Origin of the sequence: Sorangium aterium, from assembly GCF_028368935.1 — a bacterium.
Lineage (GTDB): Bacteria > Myxococcota_A > Polyangia > Polyangiales > Polyangiaceae > Sorangium > Sorangium atrum.
Genome location: NZ_JAQNDK010000003.1, coordinates 117,500 through 136,167 on the forward strand (window position 1 = coordinate 117,500; position 18,668 = coordinate 136,167).

At 74.6% G+C, this 18,668-nt stretch carries 12 protein-coding genes; 6 read left to right on the forward strand and 6 right to left on the reverse strand.

The annotated features are described in order from the left end of the window. Window positions 1–45: 45 nt before the first annotated feature. The 4 genes from POL72_RS51290 to POL72_RS24870 form a co-directional block, all read right to left on the reverse strand. Window positions 46–4,122, reverse strand: coding sequence for a UvrD-helicase domain-containing protein (locus tag POL72_RS51290; protein WP_272098045.1), 4,077 nt, complete (start codon window positions 4,120–4,122; stop codon window positions 46–48). After that, window positions 4,119–7,250, reverse strand: a complete 3,132-nt coding sequence (locus POL72_RS50505) for a PD-(D/E)XK nuclease family protein (RefSeq protein ID WP_272098046.1) — start codon at window positions 7,248–7,250, stop codon at window positions 4,119–4,121. Before POL72_RS50505 ends, POL72_RS51290 begins: the two co-directional genes overlap by 4 nt. Window positions 7,251–7,764: 514 nt before the next feature. Further along, window positions 7,765–8,628, reverse strand: a complete 864-nt coding sequence (locus tag POL72_RS24865; protein WP_272098047.1) for an SRPBCC family protein — start codon at window positions 8,626–8,628, stop codon at window positions 7,765–7,767. A 167-nt stretch (window positions 8,629–8,795) separates the two neighbouring features. Next, window positions 8,796–9,407: a bactofilin family protein gene (locus POL72_RS24870; protein WP_272098048.1), complete on the reverse strand. Its 612-nt coding sequence runs from the start codon at window positions 9,405–9,407 to the stop codon at window positions 8,796–8,798. A gap of 250 nt (window positions 9,408–9,657) precedes the next feature. On the opposite strand from POL72_RS24870, the gene POL72_RS24875 reads away from it, so the two are divergent. Beyond that, on the forward strand, window positions 9,658–11,076 hold the full coding sequence (locus tag POL72_RS24875) for a hypothetical protein (RefSeq protein ID WP_272098049.1): 1,419 nt from the start codon (window positions 9,658–9,660) through the stop codon (window positions 11,074–11,076). A 51-nt stretch (window positions 11,077–11,127) separates the two neighbouring features. Here POL72_RS24875 and POL72_RS24880 read toward each other — a convergent pair whose 3' ends face one another. Beyond that, window positions 11,128–11,703: an endonuclease dU gene (locus tag POL72_RS24880; protein WP_272098050.1), complete on the reverse strand. Its 576-nt coding sequence runs from the start codon at window positions 11,701–11,703 to the stop codon at window positions 11,128–11,130. A gap of 60 nt (window positions 11,704–11,763) precedes the next feature. Here POL72_RS24880 and POL72_RS24885 point away from each other — a divergent pair, with 60 nt between their 5' ends. Further along, a complete protein-coding gene (locus tag POL72_RS24885; protein ID WP_272098051.1) occupies window positions 11,764–12,435 on the forward strand; it encodes an AMIN domain-containing protein in 672 nt (223 codons plus the stop codon). 59 nt (window positions 12,436–12,494) lie between these two features. Here the strand turns inward: POL72_RS24885 and POL72_RS24890 are convergent, their stop codons facing one another. Continuing rightward, a complete protein-coding gene (locus POL72_RS24890; protein ID WP_272098052.1) occupies window positions 12,495–13,463 on the reverse strand; it encodes a COX15/CtaA family protein in 969 nt (322 codons plus the stop codon). A 200-nt stretch (window positions 13,464–13,663) separates the two neighbouring features. Between POL72_RS24890 and POL72_RS51295 the strand changes: the two genes are divergently transcribed. From POL72_RS51295 to POL72_RS24910, 4 genes are all read left to right on the forward strand, one after another. Further along, window positions 13,664–14,821 carry a diguanylate cyclase gene (locus POL72_RS51295; protein WP_272098053.1) on the forward strand — a complete coding sequence of 386 codons (1,158 nt, stop codon included), beginning with the start codon at window positions 13,664–13,666 and terminating at the stop codon, window positions 14,819–14,821. A 21-nt stretch (window positions 14,822–14,842) separates the two neighbouring features. Continuing rightward, on the forward strand, window positions 14,843–16,306 hold the full coding sequence (locus tag POL72_RS24900) for a sigma-54-dependent transcriptional regulator (RefSeq protein ID WP_272098054.1): 1,464 nt from the start codon (window positions 14,843–14,845) through the stop codon (window positions 16,304–16,306). A gap of 197 nt (window positions 16,307–16,503) precedes the next feature. Then, window positions 16,504–17,775 carry a TolC family protein gene (locus tag POL72_RS24905; RefSeq protein ID WP_272098055.1) on the forward strand — a complete coding sequence of 424 codons (1,272 nt, stop codon included), beginning with the start codon at window positions 16,504–16,506 and terminating at the stop codon, window positions 17,773–17,775. A 100-nt stretch (window positions 17,776–17,875) separates the two neighbouring features. Next, entirely contained in the window at window positions 17,876–18,667 is a 792-nt protein-coding gene (locus POL72_RS24910) for a cytochrome c biogenesis protein (RefSeq protein ID WP_272098056.1), read from the forward strand. Window position 18,668: the final 1 nt, after the last annotated feature.

An 18,668-nucleotide genomic window follows, 5' to 3' on the forward strand; every position in this document is an offset into this window, starting at 1 on the left:
CTTACCGTCGTCTGTCGATGGGGGGTTGGGGGTTGGGGGGGCGCGCTAGCCGTGGCAGGCGCGCACGAAGCCGCAGCGCAGCTTGCGGCATGCCTCGACCGGGACGCCGTCGAAGCGATCCTCGGACCTCGCCTCGGCGAAGCGCTCGGCGAGGCGGGCTAGCTCGCGCTCGAACCGCGCGTGCTCGTCGTCGGTGAGGGTCCCCATGGGGCCCGCGGCAGCGAGCCACACGGGCTCGACCTCGGCGCCGACGAAGAGCACGCCAGCGCGGATGGGGCGGTCGGGGTGACGCCTCCTGAGCGCGAGCGCGCACGCGCGCAGGCGGAGCTCGTACGGCGAGAGATCCGCGCGGGGGCGCGCGCGCTTGTACTCGACGACGTCGATCTGGCCGCCCGGGTGCAGGATGGCGAGATCGATGGCGAGCGAGAGCGCGAGCCTCGCGCCGCGCCGCCGTCCCGCGCGCTGGGGCTCGACGTCGAGCACGAGCGCCTCCTCCCGGAGGAGCGACGCCTCCTCTCCGCGCACCTGGCGCGCGTAAGGGCCGTCCAGGAAGCGCGCGACGCGCTCCGCGGTGCGCAGCACGTCCGGGCCGTGCGGCGGGAAGCCCTCGAAGGCGAGGCGGGCGGCGACCTCCTCGGCCTCGGTCGGCTCACCCCAGCGCGCGCGAGGCCAGCGCTGGAGCACCCGGTGCACGGCGCGGCCAGGAGGGCGAGGGTCCGCGCCGTCCTCGAGCTCGACGCGCTCCTCGCCCGGGAGCTCGGGCGGGCCCTCGACGTCGAACAGGCCGAGCTGACCCTCGCCGGCAGGCTCGCCGATCCCGAGGAGGTGGCGCAGCCGGAAGCGGCGCGGGCACGCCTGGAACGCCGCCAGCGACGCCGCCGCGACCAGCACGGTCTGCGCGCGCGCAGGCCCCGTCGCCGGCGGCGCACGGGGGGCCGGCGCGGCGCGTGCGTACGCGTCGGTGCCGGGCGCGGGCGCCTTCGCCCCGGCGAGCAGCGAGCTGGCGTCGAGCGTCGTGCGGATGGTGCCGGCCAGCGGCGTGGAGGCCTCGATGTCGACCGCCGCCGCGGTCCGGGGGTCGGCGTCGACCGCCGCCGCGGTCCCGGGGTCGGCGTCGACCGCCGCCTTCAGCGTGAGCCAGGCCGAGCCGCTCCGCGGCTTCGCCTCGGCGCCGACGAGCACGAGCTCGCGGCGGGCGCGCGTGATCGCGACGTACGTGAGCCGCTGCCGCTCAGCGCGCTCCCGCGCCCGCACCTCGGCGCGCGCCGCCTGGAGCGCGGGCGTGCTGATGGGCAACGACGGCCCGCGCGCCGACGCCTCGGCGTCGTGGAGCGAGCCGGTCCGCAGCCGCCCGTCGATCACCTGCACGTAGTGGCGCACGAGCAGCGCGGCAGGCCGGTCCCCCGCGGCGGGGACGTAGCTCAGGCCAGGCTGGGCCGCGCGGGGCTCCGCGTTGAGATCCAGGAGCACGACGGCCGGGAAATCGAGCCCCTTGCTGGCGTGGATCGTCGTGAGCCGCACGGCGTCGTCCTCGGGCGAGAAGACGGCGGCCTCGGGCTCGTCCGCCTCGTCGCGGATGCGGCGATCGAGCCAGCGGACGAAGCTCGCGAGCGAGCCGCCCCGGCGGCGGGCGATCGAGACCAGGCGGTCGACGTTGCCGAGGCGGGCCTGGGCGCGAGGGAGCGCCGCGAGGACGCGGTCGAGATCGAAGGCGGTGACCGCGGCGCGGATCGCCTCGCCGGGCGTCGAGCGGAGCGCGGCGCGGCGCAGGCCGGCATAGCGGGCGCGGAACGCCTCGAGCCGCTCGCGATCCCCCGCGGGCAGGCGCGCGAGCGCGGGGAGCGGGCGCCCGTCGTCGAGCTCGGCGTCGTCGGGCGAGGGCGACCGGCCCCCCTGCGCGAGCGCGGCGGCGGACCAGCGGCCGAGCAACGGGACCGCGAGGCCGCGGCCAGGAGGCGCGAGGAGCGCAAGCGAGGTGTCCGAGAGCGCCACCACCGGGCCGCGGAGGACGGTCGCCAGGGCGAGGCGATCGCGCGGATCGAGCAGGAGGCGGAGGATCGCGGCCAGATCGCGGACCTCGGCCGCGTCGAAGAGCGCGCGGCCGGCCACCACGTACGGGATCTCGAGGCGCGCGAGCGCCAGCTCGACGAGCGGGATCGTGCTCCTCCGCCGGGTGAGCACGGCGACGTCGCGGAAGCGCAGATCGCCGGTCGCGGCGCCGTCGCGGCCTACAGCGCCGTCGCGGCCCGCAGCGCCGTCGCCGCCCGCGCCGCGGACGCGCCGCGCGATGTACGCTGCCGCGATCAGCGCCTCGCGCAGCTGTCCGCGCGCGTCCCGGACCAGGGCGTCGACCCCGTCCGGAGCGCCGCCGCCGTCGCTGACCAGCACGACGTCCGTCGGGCCCTCCGCGGCCCTGCCCGGCGCCGCGACGAGGTGCTCCGCCGCGCTGTAGGCGATCTCGAACTCGCGCGGCGGACTTCCAGCCTCGCGCGCTCCCGCGTCGCCGTCGCCCGCGCCGCCATCGCCCGAGCCGCGATCCTGGGCGAAATCGCGCGCGGAGAAGGCGTTGATGAACGCGAGCAGCTCGGGTGTCGACCGGCGGCTCTCGCGGAGCGCCACGAAATCGGCGCTCGGATCCGGCGACCAGAGCGCGGGCGCGAGCTCGAGCGCGCGGCCCGCGGCGGCGCCGGCGAGCTCCGCGCAGACGCGGCAGAAGATGGAGACGTCGGCCCCGCGGAACCCGTAAATGGATTGCTTGCGATCGCCGACGAGGAACAGGCCGTGGCCCGACAGACCGGCCGCCGTCGGGGCCACGCCGGCCGGGCGCGCGAGGGCGGCGTCGTCCCGCTCGCGCAGGAGGTACACGAGATCGCGCTGCACCGCGCTCGTGTCCTGGAACTCGTCGACGAGCAGCACGTCGACCGAGCCGCGGACCGCCGCGCCGATCGCCGGATCGTCCCGCAGGCCGTCGCGGGCGGCGCGCAGGAGATCGCCGAACCCGAGGCCGCCCTCGGTGCGGCGGATCGCCGAGAGCCGCTCGCGGATCTCCTCCAGCAGCTCGATGATCCGCGCCTCGCGGCGCGACAGGGCCGGGGCCTCGCGGAGGAAGCCGAGCAGCTGCTGCGCCTTGTCGCGGTGCTTCTCGCCCGGCAGCGCCTCGCGGAAGGCGATGAGCGCCTCGTCGGCCGGCGTGGACTTGCTCTTGTGCGGCTTGCGCTGCGTGAGGAGCTCGATGAGCGGGGCGCTCGCGGCGCCCGCGGGGAAGGGCGCGCCGCCGTCCTCGCGGCCGAGCGCCGCAACGAGCGCCGCCGCCGGCGCGCGGAAGGCGGCGCTGCCGAGCGCGGCGCTCCCGGCGGCGAGGCGGCGGAGCTCCCGCGCGAGCGCGCTGGCCTCGGCGGCGTGGTCGGTCACGGAGAGCCGGCGCGGCGCGAGGCCGTCCTCGTCGAGCCGGTCGAGCAGCCGCGTGACCTCGCTCCGCGCGGCCTCGACGCCGCCCGTGGCGGCGATGAGCGCGCGCGCGGCGTCGGCGCGCTCGCCCCCCTCGGCGAGCGCGCGGCTCAGCGCCTCGTCGACCGCGAGGTCGCTGAGCGCCTGCGCCTCCTCCTCGTCGAGGATCCGGGCCGAGGGCGAGAGCCCCATCGCGATCGCGTGCCGGTCCACGATCTGCTTGGCGACGCCGTGGAGCGTGTCGATGCGCGCGGCGGGGAGGCGGGCGAGCGCCTCCTCCGCGCGCTTGCGCAGCTCGGCGACGGGCAGCGAGGCGCCGGGGAGGCCGGCGACGGCCGCCTGCCGCGCCCGGAGGATGTCGGCGAAGGGGATGTCCGCCTCGCCGTTCCAGCGGGCGATCTCGCGGAGCGATCGCTCGACGCGGTGGGCGATCTCCCGCGCCGCGGCGCGCGAGAACGTCGTCGCGACGATGCGGTCCGGCGGCACGGGCGGCGCGGCGGACGCGGCGTCGGGCAGGCCGAGGGAGGTGAGGCCGAGCGTGAGCAGCACGTAGAGCGCCGTGAGGCGGTGCGTCTTGCCGGTGCCGGCGCTCGCGGCGACCACGACGTTGCGGCGGAAGGCGTAGATGAGCGCGTCGCCCTCGGCGAGCTCCGCGCCGCGCGGCGCGAAGCTCACGCGACCTCCTCCGCGGCCTCGTCGCTCGGCACGACCGCGGGGCGGCGGCACACGTCGCGCGCGTCGCACCGCGCGCACATCGTCGAGAGCGTCGGCCGCGGCGCGGCCTTGCCCTCCCAGAGCGCGACGACCGCGGCCCGCGCCGTGCGCGCAGCCTCGGCCCAGCCCTCGGCGAGCGCGCGCTGCTCGTCGGCCGTGCGCGGCCACAGCTCGATGAGCCCGCGCTGGCGCACGCCGATGTAGACGGCGCGCACCTCCTCCGCGCCCAGCGCGCGCGCCGCGATGGCGCTGTACAGCGGCAGCTGGAGCGCCCTCCGCCGCTCCTTGGCGTCGGGGAGCTTGCCGGTCTTGTAGTCGACGACCCGCACGACGCGCTGGTCGGTCGATCGATCGAGCCGGTCGATCTGGCCGTCGACCCACAGGCTCGGGCCGCCCTCCTCGTCGAACGGGGGGAGCTCCAGCGGCTGCCAGGGCGGCGGCTCTCCGGCCCCGAAGCGCCGCTCGGCCAGGAAGAAGCGGAGCTCGGGCGACGCGTCCTCCCCGTCGAGCGTGCGGGCCACGACCTCCATCACGTCCGCGATCGCCTTCTCGACCGCCTCGCGGCGGAGCGGGGCCATGGGCGCCGAGACGCCGAGCGCCGCCTCGGCCGCGGCGCGCGCCGCCGCGAGCTGCTCGGCCGGATCGCGCTCCGGGCCGAGCTCGCGCAGGGCCTCGAACGAGGCCTGCAGGGCGCGGTGGATCAGCGTGCCGCGCTCGCGCGCGTCGGCCGACTCGGCGAGGTCGTCGGCGCGGCGCACGTGCAGGACGCGGCGGGCGAACGCCGCGAAGGCGCAGCCCACGGCGCGCTCGATGTGGGTGACCGCGATCGGCCTGCCGGGGTGCGCCCCGCCGATCGCGGCCCTGAGCTGCGCGGCGAGCGCGGGATCGCCGTCGACGAGGACGCGGCCCGTGTGGAGGTCGATCGGCGCGCGCGGATCGAGGAAGAAGTCCGCGCGGGCGCGCTCGATCCGGATCCGCTCCGCGAGGTCCGCCGGCGGCCGCCCGCCGCCCGCGAGGGCGATGAGCTCCGCGTCGCGCGGGCCGAGGGGCGCCGCGTCCGGGGCGACGCGCGAGGCGGGCTCCGTGCGCTGGGGCGCGCCGGCCGCCGCGGCCGCGACGAAGAGCGGGTGCGGCTCGTTCGGCTCGCTGTCGTCCCCGCGCGTGAAGCAGAGGGCGACGCGCCGGGCGCCGGCGAGCGCCCAGCCGAGCTCCGCGCGCTGGGCCGCCTGGCGCTCGCGCCCCGACGCGGGGCGGCTCGGCGCCGCCAGCCTCCCGCGGAGCGCCTCGCCGAGCAGCGTCTCGTCCGCGCCCGGGCTGCCGCCGTAGGCGCGCGCGTCGAGCCCGGTCACCACCACCACGTCGTGCTCGAGCGCCGTGAAGCCGGCGGCGACGTCGATGCGCACGGCGCCGGCGCGCCCCGCGTCGCCGCGCGGCCCGGCGCCCTGCTCGGCCGCGGCCCGCTCGAGCTCCGCGTAGATCTCGGCCGCGGTGGCGGGGCGCTCCTCGCAGCCGAGGTCGTACGCGGCCCGCGCGAGCGCCTCGGCCTGCTCGCGGATCGCGCGCGCGGCCCGCGCGCCTTGTCCCATCGCGCCCATCGCCTCGAGCGCGAGCGCGCCGCCGCTCCGCCGCTCGCCGCGCAGCGCGGCGCGGAGCTCCTCGATCCCGGGCTCGCCGAAGCCCAGCTTGTCGAGGAGCGACAGGAAGCGCCGCACGATCTCGGGCCGCGTCGCCGCCTCGCCGATCCAGCGGGCGCTGGCCAGCAGCCGCTCCAGCGCGTGCGGCATCCACGCCTCGTCGTCGCCGTCCTCGTCGCCGTGCGCGCCGCGCAGCACCTCGAGGCCCAGGGCGAGCTCCGCGTCGCTCAGCGCCTCCTGCGCGGTCGCCGGCGGCGTCCGCGCCGTCCCTGCGCGGCGGTCCGCGCGGCGGGCTGCCACGACCGAGATGAGGCCGTCGATGAGCAGCCGGCCCGTGCGATCCACCTCGACGGGCACGTCGCGCAGCCGGTGGGCCAGGTCGGTCGAGCGCCGCTCCGCCTCCGTGGCGGACGTGCGGTCCATCCAGGCGCCGGCGTGGACCCCCGGGGCGCGGAGGATCTCGATCGCCTGCTCGCGGCGCACCGGCCCGACGGCGAGGCGCAGGATGGCGAGCGCGACGCGCCCATCGGGGCAGCTCGCGGCGGCGCGGCCGCGCGGCTCCGAGGCGCGGACGCCCGCGTCGGCCAGCGCGGCGCGGAGGGGCTCGAGCGCGGCGTCGTCGAGCGCCGGCACGACGAGGGCGATCCGCTCGGGCGGGATCCCGCGGCCGAGCGCGGCGGCCACCTCGGCGGCGGCGGCGCGCGCCTCGCCCTCCGGGGTCCTCGCCGTGATGGCGGCGAGCGGCTCCGCTCCGCCGTCGGGCACCCACGCGATCTCCGGCGCGTCCTCGAGCGAGGCCCAGCGCCGCTCCAGGGCGTCGGCGACCGGCGCCGCGCCGTCGTCCGGGAGCGCGGGCAGCTCGACGGTGACGCCCGCGCCGCCGCGGGCGCGGACCGCGGCGTGCAGCGCCTCGACCCAGGCGAGATCGTCGGGCTCCCAGGCCACGGCGCCGCGGATCGTGACCTTGCGCGGGAGCGGGAGCGCGGCGGACGCGCCGGCCGAGCGGAGCGCCCGTGCGAGCACGGACCCCGCGCAGCGCGGGTCGACGAGGCGCGCTGCCCGCAGGGCGGCGTCCGCCCGATCGAGGACCTCGGCGATGGCGATCGCGTACGGGGTCCCCAGCGCCCGCAGGTCCGCCGGGGAGGTCCCGGCGCGCCGGAAGCTCCCGAGGGCGCGGTCGATGGCGTGCGCGAGCGCGACGCGCGCGGCGGGCTCGGCCGGCTGACGCAGCCGATCCGGCGGCAGGGCGTCGAGGGCGAGCCGGGTGGCGAGGCGGCTCGTGTGAAGGCTCGCTATGGCGGCGTCCGGCGCCAGCAGGGCGAGCGCCTCGGAGACGAAGCTCCACCGTGAGCGGATTTCCTGGCCTGCGGTACGCGGGTCGCGCAGATCGAGCGAGGCGAGCTCGCGTTCAACGTGCCGCTCGGTCGGGACGATGAGGAGCGATGTTCTGCTCACCACCGCGAAACGGCCGAGTGCCGCTCCCGGGAAGCGCAGGCGCCCGCCAGGGCAGGCGGCTGAGAGGGCGCCGGCGCGTCTGAATGCACGTCCAGCATGGGGGACCTCACGGCAGACGCTTTACTTCATGCATCCGTCCCCTCGCAACCTCTGCCGGGGGCGCGCCTTGTTGAAAAAGTCCCGCGGAATGTGGGAATTCTTGTGGGGAAAAGGGAATGCGTGTTGAAAAACCTGTTGAGAACCCCGGACGGTCCGGGTCGCAGCGCGCCGTAGACCTGCGGAATTGCACGCAGCGAGGGCGGGCCAGAGCACGCCCGGGGCGCTCTGCAGTTTTCAACAGGCTCAGCGGTGGTCGGCGGCGATCGGAGGCGACCGGGCGTCACGACGGGGCGTGAGCCGCCTCGGTAGGCCGAGCGGGGCAGGGCGGACGGAAGGAGGAAAGGGGGAGGGGGGCTGGGCGCTCCGTCGCGAGGCGCCCTCTCGGTTGCGTCGGTTTGCGTCGGTTGCGAGGGGACTAGCGGCGCGCCACGTCCTTGTCGCGGCGGACGCTGGTGTCGTCGGCCGGCGGCAGATCGGACACGCTGGCCGGCGGCATCGCTGGCGGCAGCAGCGTGGGAGCCGCCGTCGCGCTGCCCTGGTCGCCGCCTCGCGCGGCGGGACCGGCGCCGGCCGGCGCGGCGGCGGACGCGCTCGTCACGGCGCCCGGCGAAGCATCGGAGGCGGCGGGTGAAGCACCGGAGGCGGCGGTGGTCGCTTGCGTGCCGGGGGGCGCCTCGGACTGTGCGCGATTCCGCACGGCGGTCACCGCCTTGTCGGCCGCCTTGACGAGCTGTGTCGTCACGACCGAGGGCGGGAAGGGGAGCTTCGGGGCGACGAAGAGCTCGAGCTTCAGGATCGTGTGGTGCTCGTCGACGGCGCGGAGCCGCCAGCGGGCGCGGAAGTCGGCGACGTTGCCGCGCTTGTGGCGGCCGGAGATCACCTCGTCGGCGCCGTCCTTGGTGGGCGGCGACATGTCGGCGACCGTCCAGATGTGCGCGGCGCCGTTCAGGATCGGCACCTGGAGATAGACCTCGCTCGTGCCCTTGCGCTTCGCGAGCACGCGGCTCTGGTCGAAGGGGCCGATGAACGTCTTGTAGCTGCCGTAGGAGGTGACGATCTTCCGGACCGCCGACAGGGGCGCTTTCACGAGGATCGCTGCGCCCCCGGTGTCGATCGCGGCGACGGGCCCGGTGGTCTTCAGCGTGTACCGGAGCGCCTTCCCGAGCGACGCGAGCTTCTCCGACTCGGCGTCGGCGGCGCGTGCCGCGCGCGGCGAGAGGGAGAGGGCGAGGACGGCGAGCGAGAAGGCGATCAAGGACAGGGACCACAGTTTCTTCATGGACTCTCCTGTTCGAGCGACGTCCGTCAGCGCGGGCTCCCCCCCACGTAGCGGACATGCGCCTCGGGCGGCGAGACCGCAGCCCCTCGCTACATGTAACTCCGTGAGCAGGCAGCCGCACGCCTGCGCACTACAGAAAACATGCTTTCTTCGGACGAGGTCGGAATTCAGCGATCGGCGTCGGCGCGCTTCACGTTCACGCCGCTGGCGCCGCGCTGCGCGCTGTCGTCGATCGTGGGCGTCGTGGGCGCGGCGCTCGCGGCCTGTCCGGCAGCGTCGGCATCGGGCTCGGACGAGGCCGCGGGCGGCCGCAGGGGCCGCTCGCCTGGCTCCTCGTCGAGCGGGGCCATCTTGCAGGAGCCGTCGAACTGCACGCCGCGATCGATGAAGATGGCGGGCGCGTGCAGGGCGCCGGTCACCTTGGATGGAGCGTAGAGCTCGATGGCGTCGCGGGCGCGGATGCTCGCCTGGACCTCGCCGCCCGTGACGATGCACGTGACCACGTGGATCTCCCCGATCACGAGCGCCCCTTCGCCGATCACGAGCACGTCCTCGCCGCGGATCTCGCCGCGGAAGCTGCCGTCGATGCGCACGCGGCCCTCGAAGAAGAGCTTGCCTTCGAAGTGCGTACCGCGGCCCAGGAGGGCGTTGATCTCGGTGGGCCGGTGGCCCCCGCCGTCGTCGCCGCGCGGGCTTCCTGGGGATCGCGGCGAGAGGGGCGAATCCCTGTCGCCCGGGAAGGACATCGGCTCCATCGCCTGCTGGCTTACTTCAGGCATCGTCACATTCGCAACGGGGGTGCGCGTCAGTCGCGTAACGGGCGCGCCGAGGTGGCCGTGTATGTTGAGTGATTTCCTATGCTTGGAGATGATTTGCGGCAGGGTACGTTTTCTGCAAAGGGGGCGGACCGAGCAGGTGTCCCGGCGCGCTGACCGCGCCGGTGGACGGCGCGCGCGGAGGGTGGGCCGACGTCTGGCAGAGCGCGCGGTGGAGCGTGAGGGTCCGAGGCGACCAGGAGAGGGAGTGGAGATGACGTTCCGATCGTTGCTTGTGGCTGCCGGTGTCCTGGGCAGCATCTCGGTGGCGTCCGCGCAGACGCCGCCCGCGCAGCCGACAGCTCCACCGGCCGATCTCACGCCGCCCCAGCCGCCGCAGCAACCGGCCGCCCCGGCGCCGGCCGCGCCCGGCGCTCCCGCTGCCGCGCCCGGCGCTCCTGCCGCGGCTCCCGGTGCCCCTGCGGCTGCGCCGGGGGTGGCTGCTGCGCCCGCCGCCGCTCCGCCGGCGGAGCCAGCGCCCCCGGCGCAGCCGGAGCCTCCGGCAGAGCCGCCGTCGGCCCCGGTGACACCGCGGTCCGACGCCGTGGTCTCCCCGGTGGTGCGGATGGATCTGGCCACCGCGGCCGATACCGTGCAGGAGGAGGACGAAGAGACGAACCTGCGCTGGCGCGGGACGAGCTTCACCTGGAACCAGGCCGGCAGCACGACCCTCTTCGGCGTCGGCGGCGAGTACACGCCCGACATCCAGGTCTACGGCTGGGATTTCACGCTGCGGCCGAGCTACTACCTGCTCGACCGCCCCAAGGACAAGGTGTCGCTGTCGGCCGAGATCGGCTGGCTCGTCGAGCTCACGAACAGCGACACCACCGCCACGTACCGGGAGCCGCAGCTCAAGGACACGACGCTCGGCGCCCGGTACAGCCGCGCGCTCTGGGAGAGCGGCGGCGCGAACAAAGGCGAGTACAAGACGGACGCCGCCATGCGGCTGCGCGTGACCCTGCCGACCTCGCCGCAGAGCTGGAACTCGGGCGACTACTTCACCGTGTCGGTCGGTCCGCAGGTGAGCCAGAAGATCAAGCTGCTCGGTTCGAAGGCCGACGGGCTCAACCATGTGACGGCGACGCTCGGCGTGACGTATGCCCACCTGTTCTCCAGATCGATCATGCGGGTGAACCCGGATCTCCGACGACTCCGGCAGAACCCGAGCGGTGAGAGCGAGCTCGACGAACAGCTGAGCGGGTATGCCCAGGTCCTCAATCGCCTGACCACGAGCCTCGATCTCGACGTGCCGCTCTACAAGGACCTCTCGCTGGGGACGAGCTTCGGGCTGCTCAGCCGGTTCAAGCCCGAGCTCGGAGAGGGATGCCTCAAGATCAGCACCGGCTGCGCCCCGTATACCTTCGACGGGGCCACCTACCTCCCGAACACGGCGTTCGACATCAACGTGAGCTACCCGGTCTACGAGGTCGTCGACCTCACGCTCGGCTACAACAACACAACGGCGCAGCTCGGGGAGGACGGCCAGCGCAGGAGCTTCTTCTATAGCCCTGACGCCCAGTTCTATCTCGACATCAACGCCAACCTCGACGTCATCTACTCGAAGGTGACAGGCCGCGGGAAGAAGGCCGAGAAGGCGGGCGCCGCCAGCGCTTCGCGCCGGCAGGCGCTCTGACGCGCGCGATCCGTCGCGGCTCGCGCGTGACAGCGGCTCGTCGCCGTACCGTTACGCGCGCCCGCGGCTCTCGCCGGTGGTCAGGCCGCCGGCGATGAGGTGCGCGGCGCGCAGGGGCTCGGGGAGGTGGCCGTTCACCGAGAGCCGCGCGATCAGCGCGCTCGCGTCGTCCAGCGAGATCCCGGCGCGCTGCACGTACACGCTCGCGACGGGCTCCATCGGGCCGGCGCGCTCGATGAGCGCCCACTTGCGGCGCCCTCCCCGGACGCGCGAGAGCAACGCGTCGCGGATCGCGTCGAGGTCCGGGAGGCGCCGCGCCACCACCACGACCGGCAGGGCGAGGGCTTCGTGCAGCGCCGCGAGATCGACGACGTTGAAGCCCGCCACCGCGATGCCCTGGAGCATGACCACCTGCGCCTGGGCGTAGAAGCGGGAGCCGCGGATCATCGCGGCGATCGCGGGCGTGGCGTTCCGCCCGTCGCGCCTCACGCGGGTGGAGAGGACGCCCTCGAGGCGCAGCCCCGAAAAGACGGTCCCGACGACCTGCACGTCGCCGCGGTGGTCGCGGGCGAACGGCGCGTCGTCGACCCCGATGACGTGCGAGAAGCGTGGAGCGCGGGCCGGCACACGCGGAGCTTAACGTGCTGCCGCCTTTGCCGGGCCAGGCGGTCGTGCTGTACTGCTAGGATGCGACCTTCCAGGCACCTCTCGCTGAGCCTTCTGCTCGCCCTCGGCCTCGCCTCGTCGCTCGCCCTCGGGCAGGGCGCCACCGCGCAGCCGGCCCCGAAGGCCGCCGCGGCGCCGGAGAAGGCCGCCGCCCCGCAGAAGCCGGCGGTCAACAAGCCGCGCGGCGGCAGCGCCGGCGCGCCGAAGCGCCCCGGGCGCGCGCGCAAGCCCAAGAAAGACGCGCAGGCGAGCCTCGCCGGGCGGCCGGTCGCCACCTTCCCCGGCTTCCGCATGCTCCCGGCCGGCGGCTCGCGCGTGTTCGTGCAGATCCACGGCGGCAAGGTCGACGTCGCCGAGTCGAAGGCCGCCGGGCGCCTCGTCTACCGGCTGAAGGGCGCAGGGGCGATCCAGACGAACCGCTTCCCGCTCGTGACGTCGTTCTTCGCGACCCCGGTGACCCAGGTGCAGCTCGTCGGCCAGGGCAACGATCTCGACATGGTGATCGACCTGCGCACCCAGACCGACGCGGCCTACCGCGTGCTCGAGACCGATCAAGGGATGGTGCTCCAGGTCGACTTCCCCCCGTCCGTCCCCGAGCAGCGCGCCGCGGCGCCGGCCGAGGGAGCGCGCAAGCGCTCGGAGCGCCGCACGATCTCGCAGGAGCCCGGGAGCGACGAGAGCTCGGATCTCTAGCGTTCCGGCTGGCCGCGGCCGGGGTCCGGGCCGAGGCCGAGCTCACCGCCAGAGGGGGACTAGATGGCGACGGCCTCCCGCCGGGCCTTCTCCCCGGGCGGGCCTGCGTCCGCCGCCGAGGCCGGCTCGCCCATCGCCGCCGCGGCGAACGTGACGAGGACCATCCACAGGAGATCGGCGAGCAGCAGGTGGACGAGCTGCATCCACACCGGCGCGAGCAACAAGAGGTTGAGGAGCCCCGCGCCGATCTGCAGCAGCACGAGCGCTCCGGTCGCCGCCGAGAGCCGCGCGACCTCGGGCGAGGGGCGCCGGGCAGCGACGGCGCCGCGGGCGAAGAGGAGGTAGACGCCCACGGCCGCCGCCACGGTCGGGTGCAGCACGCGCAGCTGCAGCAGGAAATGCGCCGCGGGCGAGAAATCCTGCGCCAGCCCCTCGCGGAGCGAGCCCGCGGCGAAGAGCGTGTCCCCGAGCGCGGCGATGGCCCCGGTCACACCCACGGCGAGGACGCCTGCGAGCCCGGCGCCGAGCAGCGCGCCCGTCACCCCCTGGCCGCGCAAGCGCACGCGCCGGCCCCCGCGCGCCCAGTAGAGGGTGCAGGTCATGGCGGCCACCAGCAGGAACGTGTTGATGAGGTGCACGGCCATCCAGAGCGCGCGCGCCGCGGACGCGTCGTGCGCGACGTACTCGAGCAGGACGATCCCGGCGCCGACCGCCGCCTCGGTGATCATGAACAGCATCGACGCGGCCGCGCCGCCGCGCACCGGGTGGCCCGACGGATAAGCGACGAAGGCCCAGACGAGCTGCTGCGCGACGAGCAGGAACGCGATGCCCGAGGTGGCGCGGTGCGTGAACTCGATGAAGGTCGCCGCGCTCGGAGAGCGCGGGATGACGTCGCCGTTGCACGTCGGCCAGTGGCTGCCGCAGCCGGCCCCCGAGCCGGTCGCGCGCACGAACGCGCCCCACAGGATCACGCCGAGCGTGAAGGCCAGCGCGAGCGCCGCGAGCTTCCAGAACCGCGCCTGAGTCATGCCGGGTCCTTACCGCGAAACCAGCGCGACGGCAGCCCGCGCGAGATCGGCGATGCACGGGGAACCTGCCCGAGCAACTCCTGCGATCGGCGGCCCCACCGCGCGCGATCGCGCGCGATCGCGCGCGACCGACGGCGAGGCGGCGTCCACCGCAGCGCGATCTCGTTGCGCCCGGCCCCGGCTGAAGGGAGGATGTGCCGGTGCCGAACAGCGACGAACTCCGAAGCGCTCCGCTCTCCGCGCCGATCGAGCTCCCGAGCGGTCGACCGGCCAGGATCGTCGTCGCGGACGACGACCGCCTCGCGCGCCAGATGCTGGCGAGCATCCTTCAGAAGGCGGGCTTCCAGGTCGAGGCGGTCGACGACGGTCAGGAGGCGATCGAGCTGATCGGGCGGGGAGGGGTCGATCTCGTGCTCCTCGACATCGTGATGCCTCGGCTCACCGGCCTCGAGGCGTGCAGGCTGCTCAAGAGCATGACCTCGGAGTCGTTCCTCCCCGTCGTGCTGGTCACCGTGAAGAGCGACACGGCGAACCGGGTCGAGGGGCTCAAGATCGGCGCCGACGACTACGTCTGCAAGCCGTTCGAGGAGGAGGAGCTCCTCGCGCGGGTCGGGGCGATGCTCCGGATCAAGCGGCTGCACGACCAGGTCGCGGCGCAGCGCGCCTACCTGGAGCAGCTCTCCATCCACGACGAGATGACGGGGCTCTACAACTACCGTTACCTCTTCACGCGCCTCAACGAGGAGTTCAAGCGCGCGGAGCGCTACCACGAGCCGTTCGCCTGCGTGCTCGTCGACATCGATCGGCTGAAGGCGATGAACGAGACCGGGGGGCGCACGCTCGGCGACGCCGTGATCCGGCGCGTGGCCGACGGGATCCGCCGCTCCGTCCGGGAGGTGGACGTGGTCGCGCGCTACGGCGGCGAGGAGTTCCTCATCGTCCTGCCGAGCACCCACTTCGCCGGGTCGCTGACGGTGGCCGAGCGGATCTGGCGCGAGGCCTCCGGCAACCCGGTCGAGTTCGGCGGAGAGGCGAGGCCGTGCAGCGTCTCGATCGGCGTCTCGCTCTACCCCTCGCGCGACGTCCGCTCCAAGGACGCGCTGATCCGCGCCGCGGAGAGCGCGCTCAACCAGGCGAAGCGCGAGGGCGGCAACCGGATCTGCGTCTTCCAGCAGCACGGCCACATCTACACGCCGACGGCGAGCGGCGAGCCGCAGTCCTCACCCCCGCCGGGGAAGCTCCGGCGCTCGAGCGATCCGGCCTTCGCCGCGACGCACGTGGCCACGGAGGAGCCGAGGGAGCCGCAGACGCGCCGGGGCACCGACCTCCCGCCCTTCCCGTCACGCAAGCCGCTCTAGCCCCGCTCGCCGCTCCGCCTCGTGAACGCCGCAGATCGCGCCCGTATCCTCCTCGTCGACGACGAGCCCGCCCTGCGCCGCGGCCTGGCGCGCGCGCTCGTGCGCGATTTCGACGTCCTCACCGCCGAGGACGGCCCCGCGGCGCTCGGGCTGCTCGCGACGACCCGCGTCGAGGCGGTGCTGCTCGACCTCGCCATGCCGCGCATGAGCGGCGCCGAGGTGCTCGATCGGATCAGGGCCGCGTACCCCGACGTCGAGGTCGTGGTGATGGCCGGCCACGCCGACCTCGACGCCGCGATCGCGGCCGTTCGCGCCGGCGCGTACGGGTTCGTGACGAAGCCCGTCGACGCGGAGGCCGCGGTCGCGATCACGATCGAGCGCGCGATCGAGCGCCGTCGGCTCGAGCGCCGCGCGCGGGCCCTCGAGGAGCGGGTCGACGAGCACGAGCAGCTCGGCGAGGTGATCACGAGCTCCGCCGCGATGCAGGACGCCTACAGGAAGGCGCTCGGCGTGGCGGCCGTCGCCGCGCCCCTCCTGCTGGTGGGCGAGCGCGGGACGGGCAAGGAGCTCGTCGCGCGCGCCGTCCACCGGCGCGGCCCGCGCGCCGCGCGGCCGTTCGTCGCCGTCGACTGCAGCGCGCTGCCGCCGTCGCGGGCCGAGGACGAGCTCTTCGGCGAAGGCGGCGACGCCTCGCTGGACGGCCGCGCCCGCGGGGGCCTGATCGAGGCGGCGGACAAGGGCACGCTCTTCCTCGACGAGGTCTCGGCGCTGCCGCTCGCGGCCCAGGCCAGGCTGCTCCGGGTCCTCACGCACGGCGAGATCGCGAGGGCGGGGGGCGAGCCGCGCCGCGTGGACGTGCGCGTGATCGCGTCGACGTGCGAAGGCCTCCGCGAGCTCGCCTCTTCCGGCCAGCTCCGGGAGGATCTCGCGTACCGCCTCGGCGTCATCGTCGTCGAGCTGCCGCCGCTCCGGCGGCGCAGGGAGGACGTCGCGCTGCTCGCGAGCCACTTCCTGAACCGGTGCGCGCGCAGGCACGGGCGCGACGTCAAGCGGATCGGCCCCGAGGCGGCGCGCCTGCTCCGCGAGCACGCGTGGCCGGGCAACGCGCGCGAGCTCGAGAGCGCCATCGAGCACGCCGTGATCTCCGCGCGCGGCGAGGCGATCCTGCCCGCGGATCTGCCGCCCTCGGTGTCGGGGCGCTCCGGGCCGTCGCTTCGCCCTCCGAGGGACGCGCTCGTCCTGCCGGCCGAGCTCTGCGATCTCCCCTACGCGGAGGCCAAGGAGCGCGCCGTCGATGCGTTCGATCAGATCTACGTCGGGCGCCTGCTGGAGCGCACGGGCAACAACCTCAGCGAGGCGGCGCGGCAGGCGGGGATGGATCGCTCGAACTTCCGGAGGCTGAAGAAAAAGGTCGCCTCGCGCGGAGACGAGGCCGCGCAGGGGGAGACCGACGGGGCGGCGCCGGGCAAGGGCGGCGCGGGCTGACGCGCGGACACGTCGGCGCACGTCGGGCGCGCACGTCGCAGAAGCGCGCGGCCGGCTCGTGCTACGTTGCGCCGAAAATGGCCCGACGCGCTGCACGAGCTGCCGTTGCTGCCGCCGCCGTTTCCCTCGCGGTCCGGCTGGCGCCGCTTTCTGCTGCCGCCGCCGACGCCGGCGGGGCTCCCGGGCGGCGGGCGGCGGTGGTCCACGATCTCCCGGGCGTCCTCGCGCTCGCCGACCGCAATCACCCGAACGTCGCCGTCGCCCGCGCGAAGCTCGACCAGGTCCGCGCGCAGCTCGACGAGGCCCGGTTCGCCCCGTTCTCGCAGTTCAAGCTGACAGGCGGCGTCGCGCTCGCGCCGACCGTCCGCGGGAACAACGTCTTCAGCCCGAACACCGACGTCTCGCTCACCTCGAGCCTCGGGGTCGGCTGGCGCGTGAACATCGACGGCGTCATCCCGCTCTGGACGTTCGGGAAGATCACGAACCTCTGGGACGCCGCCGAGGCGAACGTCCGGGTGAACCAGGCGAGCGTCGAGAAGGAGCGGGACGCGGTGCGGCTCGACGTCCGCAAGGCCTACTTCGGCCTCCAGCTGGCGCGCGACTCGCGCAGCCTGCTCGTGGACGTGAGGGCCGAGATGGACAAGGCGCTCCGGCGCTTGGAGGAGCAGGTCGAGCGCGAGGAGGGCGATCCCATCGAGCTGCTCAAGCTGCAGACCTTCGGGGCCGAGCTCGAGGCGCGCGGGGCCGAGGCCGACAAATACATCTCGGTCGCGCTGGCGGGGCTGCGCTTCTACACGGGCGTCGCGGATCTCGACATCCCCGACCTCCCGATCCGCCCGCCGAAGCACCGGCTCGGCCACGTCACCCGTTACCTGACCGCGGCGCGCCTGTACCGACCGGAGCTCGCGCAGGCGCGCGCGGGCTTCGACGCGAGGTCCGCGCAGGTGCGGCTCGCGCGCGCGCAGCTGTTCCCCGACATCGGCATCGCCGTGCAGGTCGGGGTGAGCGCCGCCCCGGAGGTCGCGGATCAGCTGAACCCGTTCACCAACGACCCCGGCAACTTCTTCCACTACAGCGCGGCGCTCGCGCTGCAGTGGAAGCTCGACCTCTTGCCGCAAGCGGCGCGCATCCGCGCCGCCGAGGCGCAGCTCGAGGAGATGGCGGCGACGCAGCGCTTCGCCATGGGCGGGGTCGCGACCGAGGTCGAGACCGCCTATGCCGAGGTCGTGGAGGCCCAGAAGCGGCTCGACGCCTACAGCAAGGCGACCAAGTACGGGAAGCGCTGGCTCGTGATGGTGCAGCAAGGAATCGACGTCGGGACCATGACGGACAAGGATCTCATCGATCCAGCCAAGGCATATGCCACGAACCGATTTAACCAGCTGAACGCGACGATGGATCTCGACATGGCGATGTCGCGGCTCGCGAAGGCGACCGGCTGGGACGCCATCGCGCCGGACGGCACCTGAGCGAGGGGGGCGGCCGCGCTGAGGCACGCGCTGCGTCGCTCGGCTCCGCGTCACCCCGGCTTGAACGCGACCGTCCTTGGCAGTACGGTGCGCGGACAGCATGGGAGCCAACGTCAACGTCGAGCGGGCGCCGCACAAGGTGGCTTTGGCAGCGAGCGGTGATGCGGCGCGGCGCGCGGCGAGCGGGGCCTCCGCGGGCGCCAGCATCGCGTTTTACGTCCTGCTCGCGGCGTCGGCCCTCGCCATCATCGGCACTCTCCACTTCGTGGCGTACGTCGTGCCGACCGAGGCCACGATGGGGATCGTGCAGAAGATCTTCTACTTCCACGCCCCCGCCGGGTACGCGATGTACATCGGCGCGACCGTCTGCTTCATCGGCTCCGCCGGCTACCTCGCGCGCGGCACCCAGCGCTGGGATTCGCTGGCGAAGGCCGGCGCCGAGGTCGCCGTGGCGATGGGGCTGATCGTCCTCGTCACCGGTCCGCTGTGGGCCGCCAAGGCGTGGGGCGTGTACTGGACGTGGGATCCGCGCCTCACGACGTCGCTGCTCAGCGTGCTTATCTACATCGCTTACGTCGTGCTCCGCGCCTTCACCGGCGACAGCGACGCCGAGCGCAAGTTCGCGGCGGCCCTGGGCGTCCTCGGCGCGGCCAACCTGCCGATCATCCATTATTCGGTGAAGATGTGGGGCGGTAACCACCCCACGGTCATCACGGGCAAAGGCGGCGGCCTCGGGCACCCCGACATGAAGATGGCGCTCGGCTTCGGCTTCCTCTCGTTCACCCTGCTCACCCTCGCGCTCGTGTGGGCGCGCTACCGCGTCGATCTCGCGTCCGCGCGGCTCGCGGAGATCGAGCAAGAGGCCCTCGAAGCCGGCATCGGAGAGGACTGAC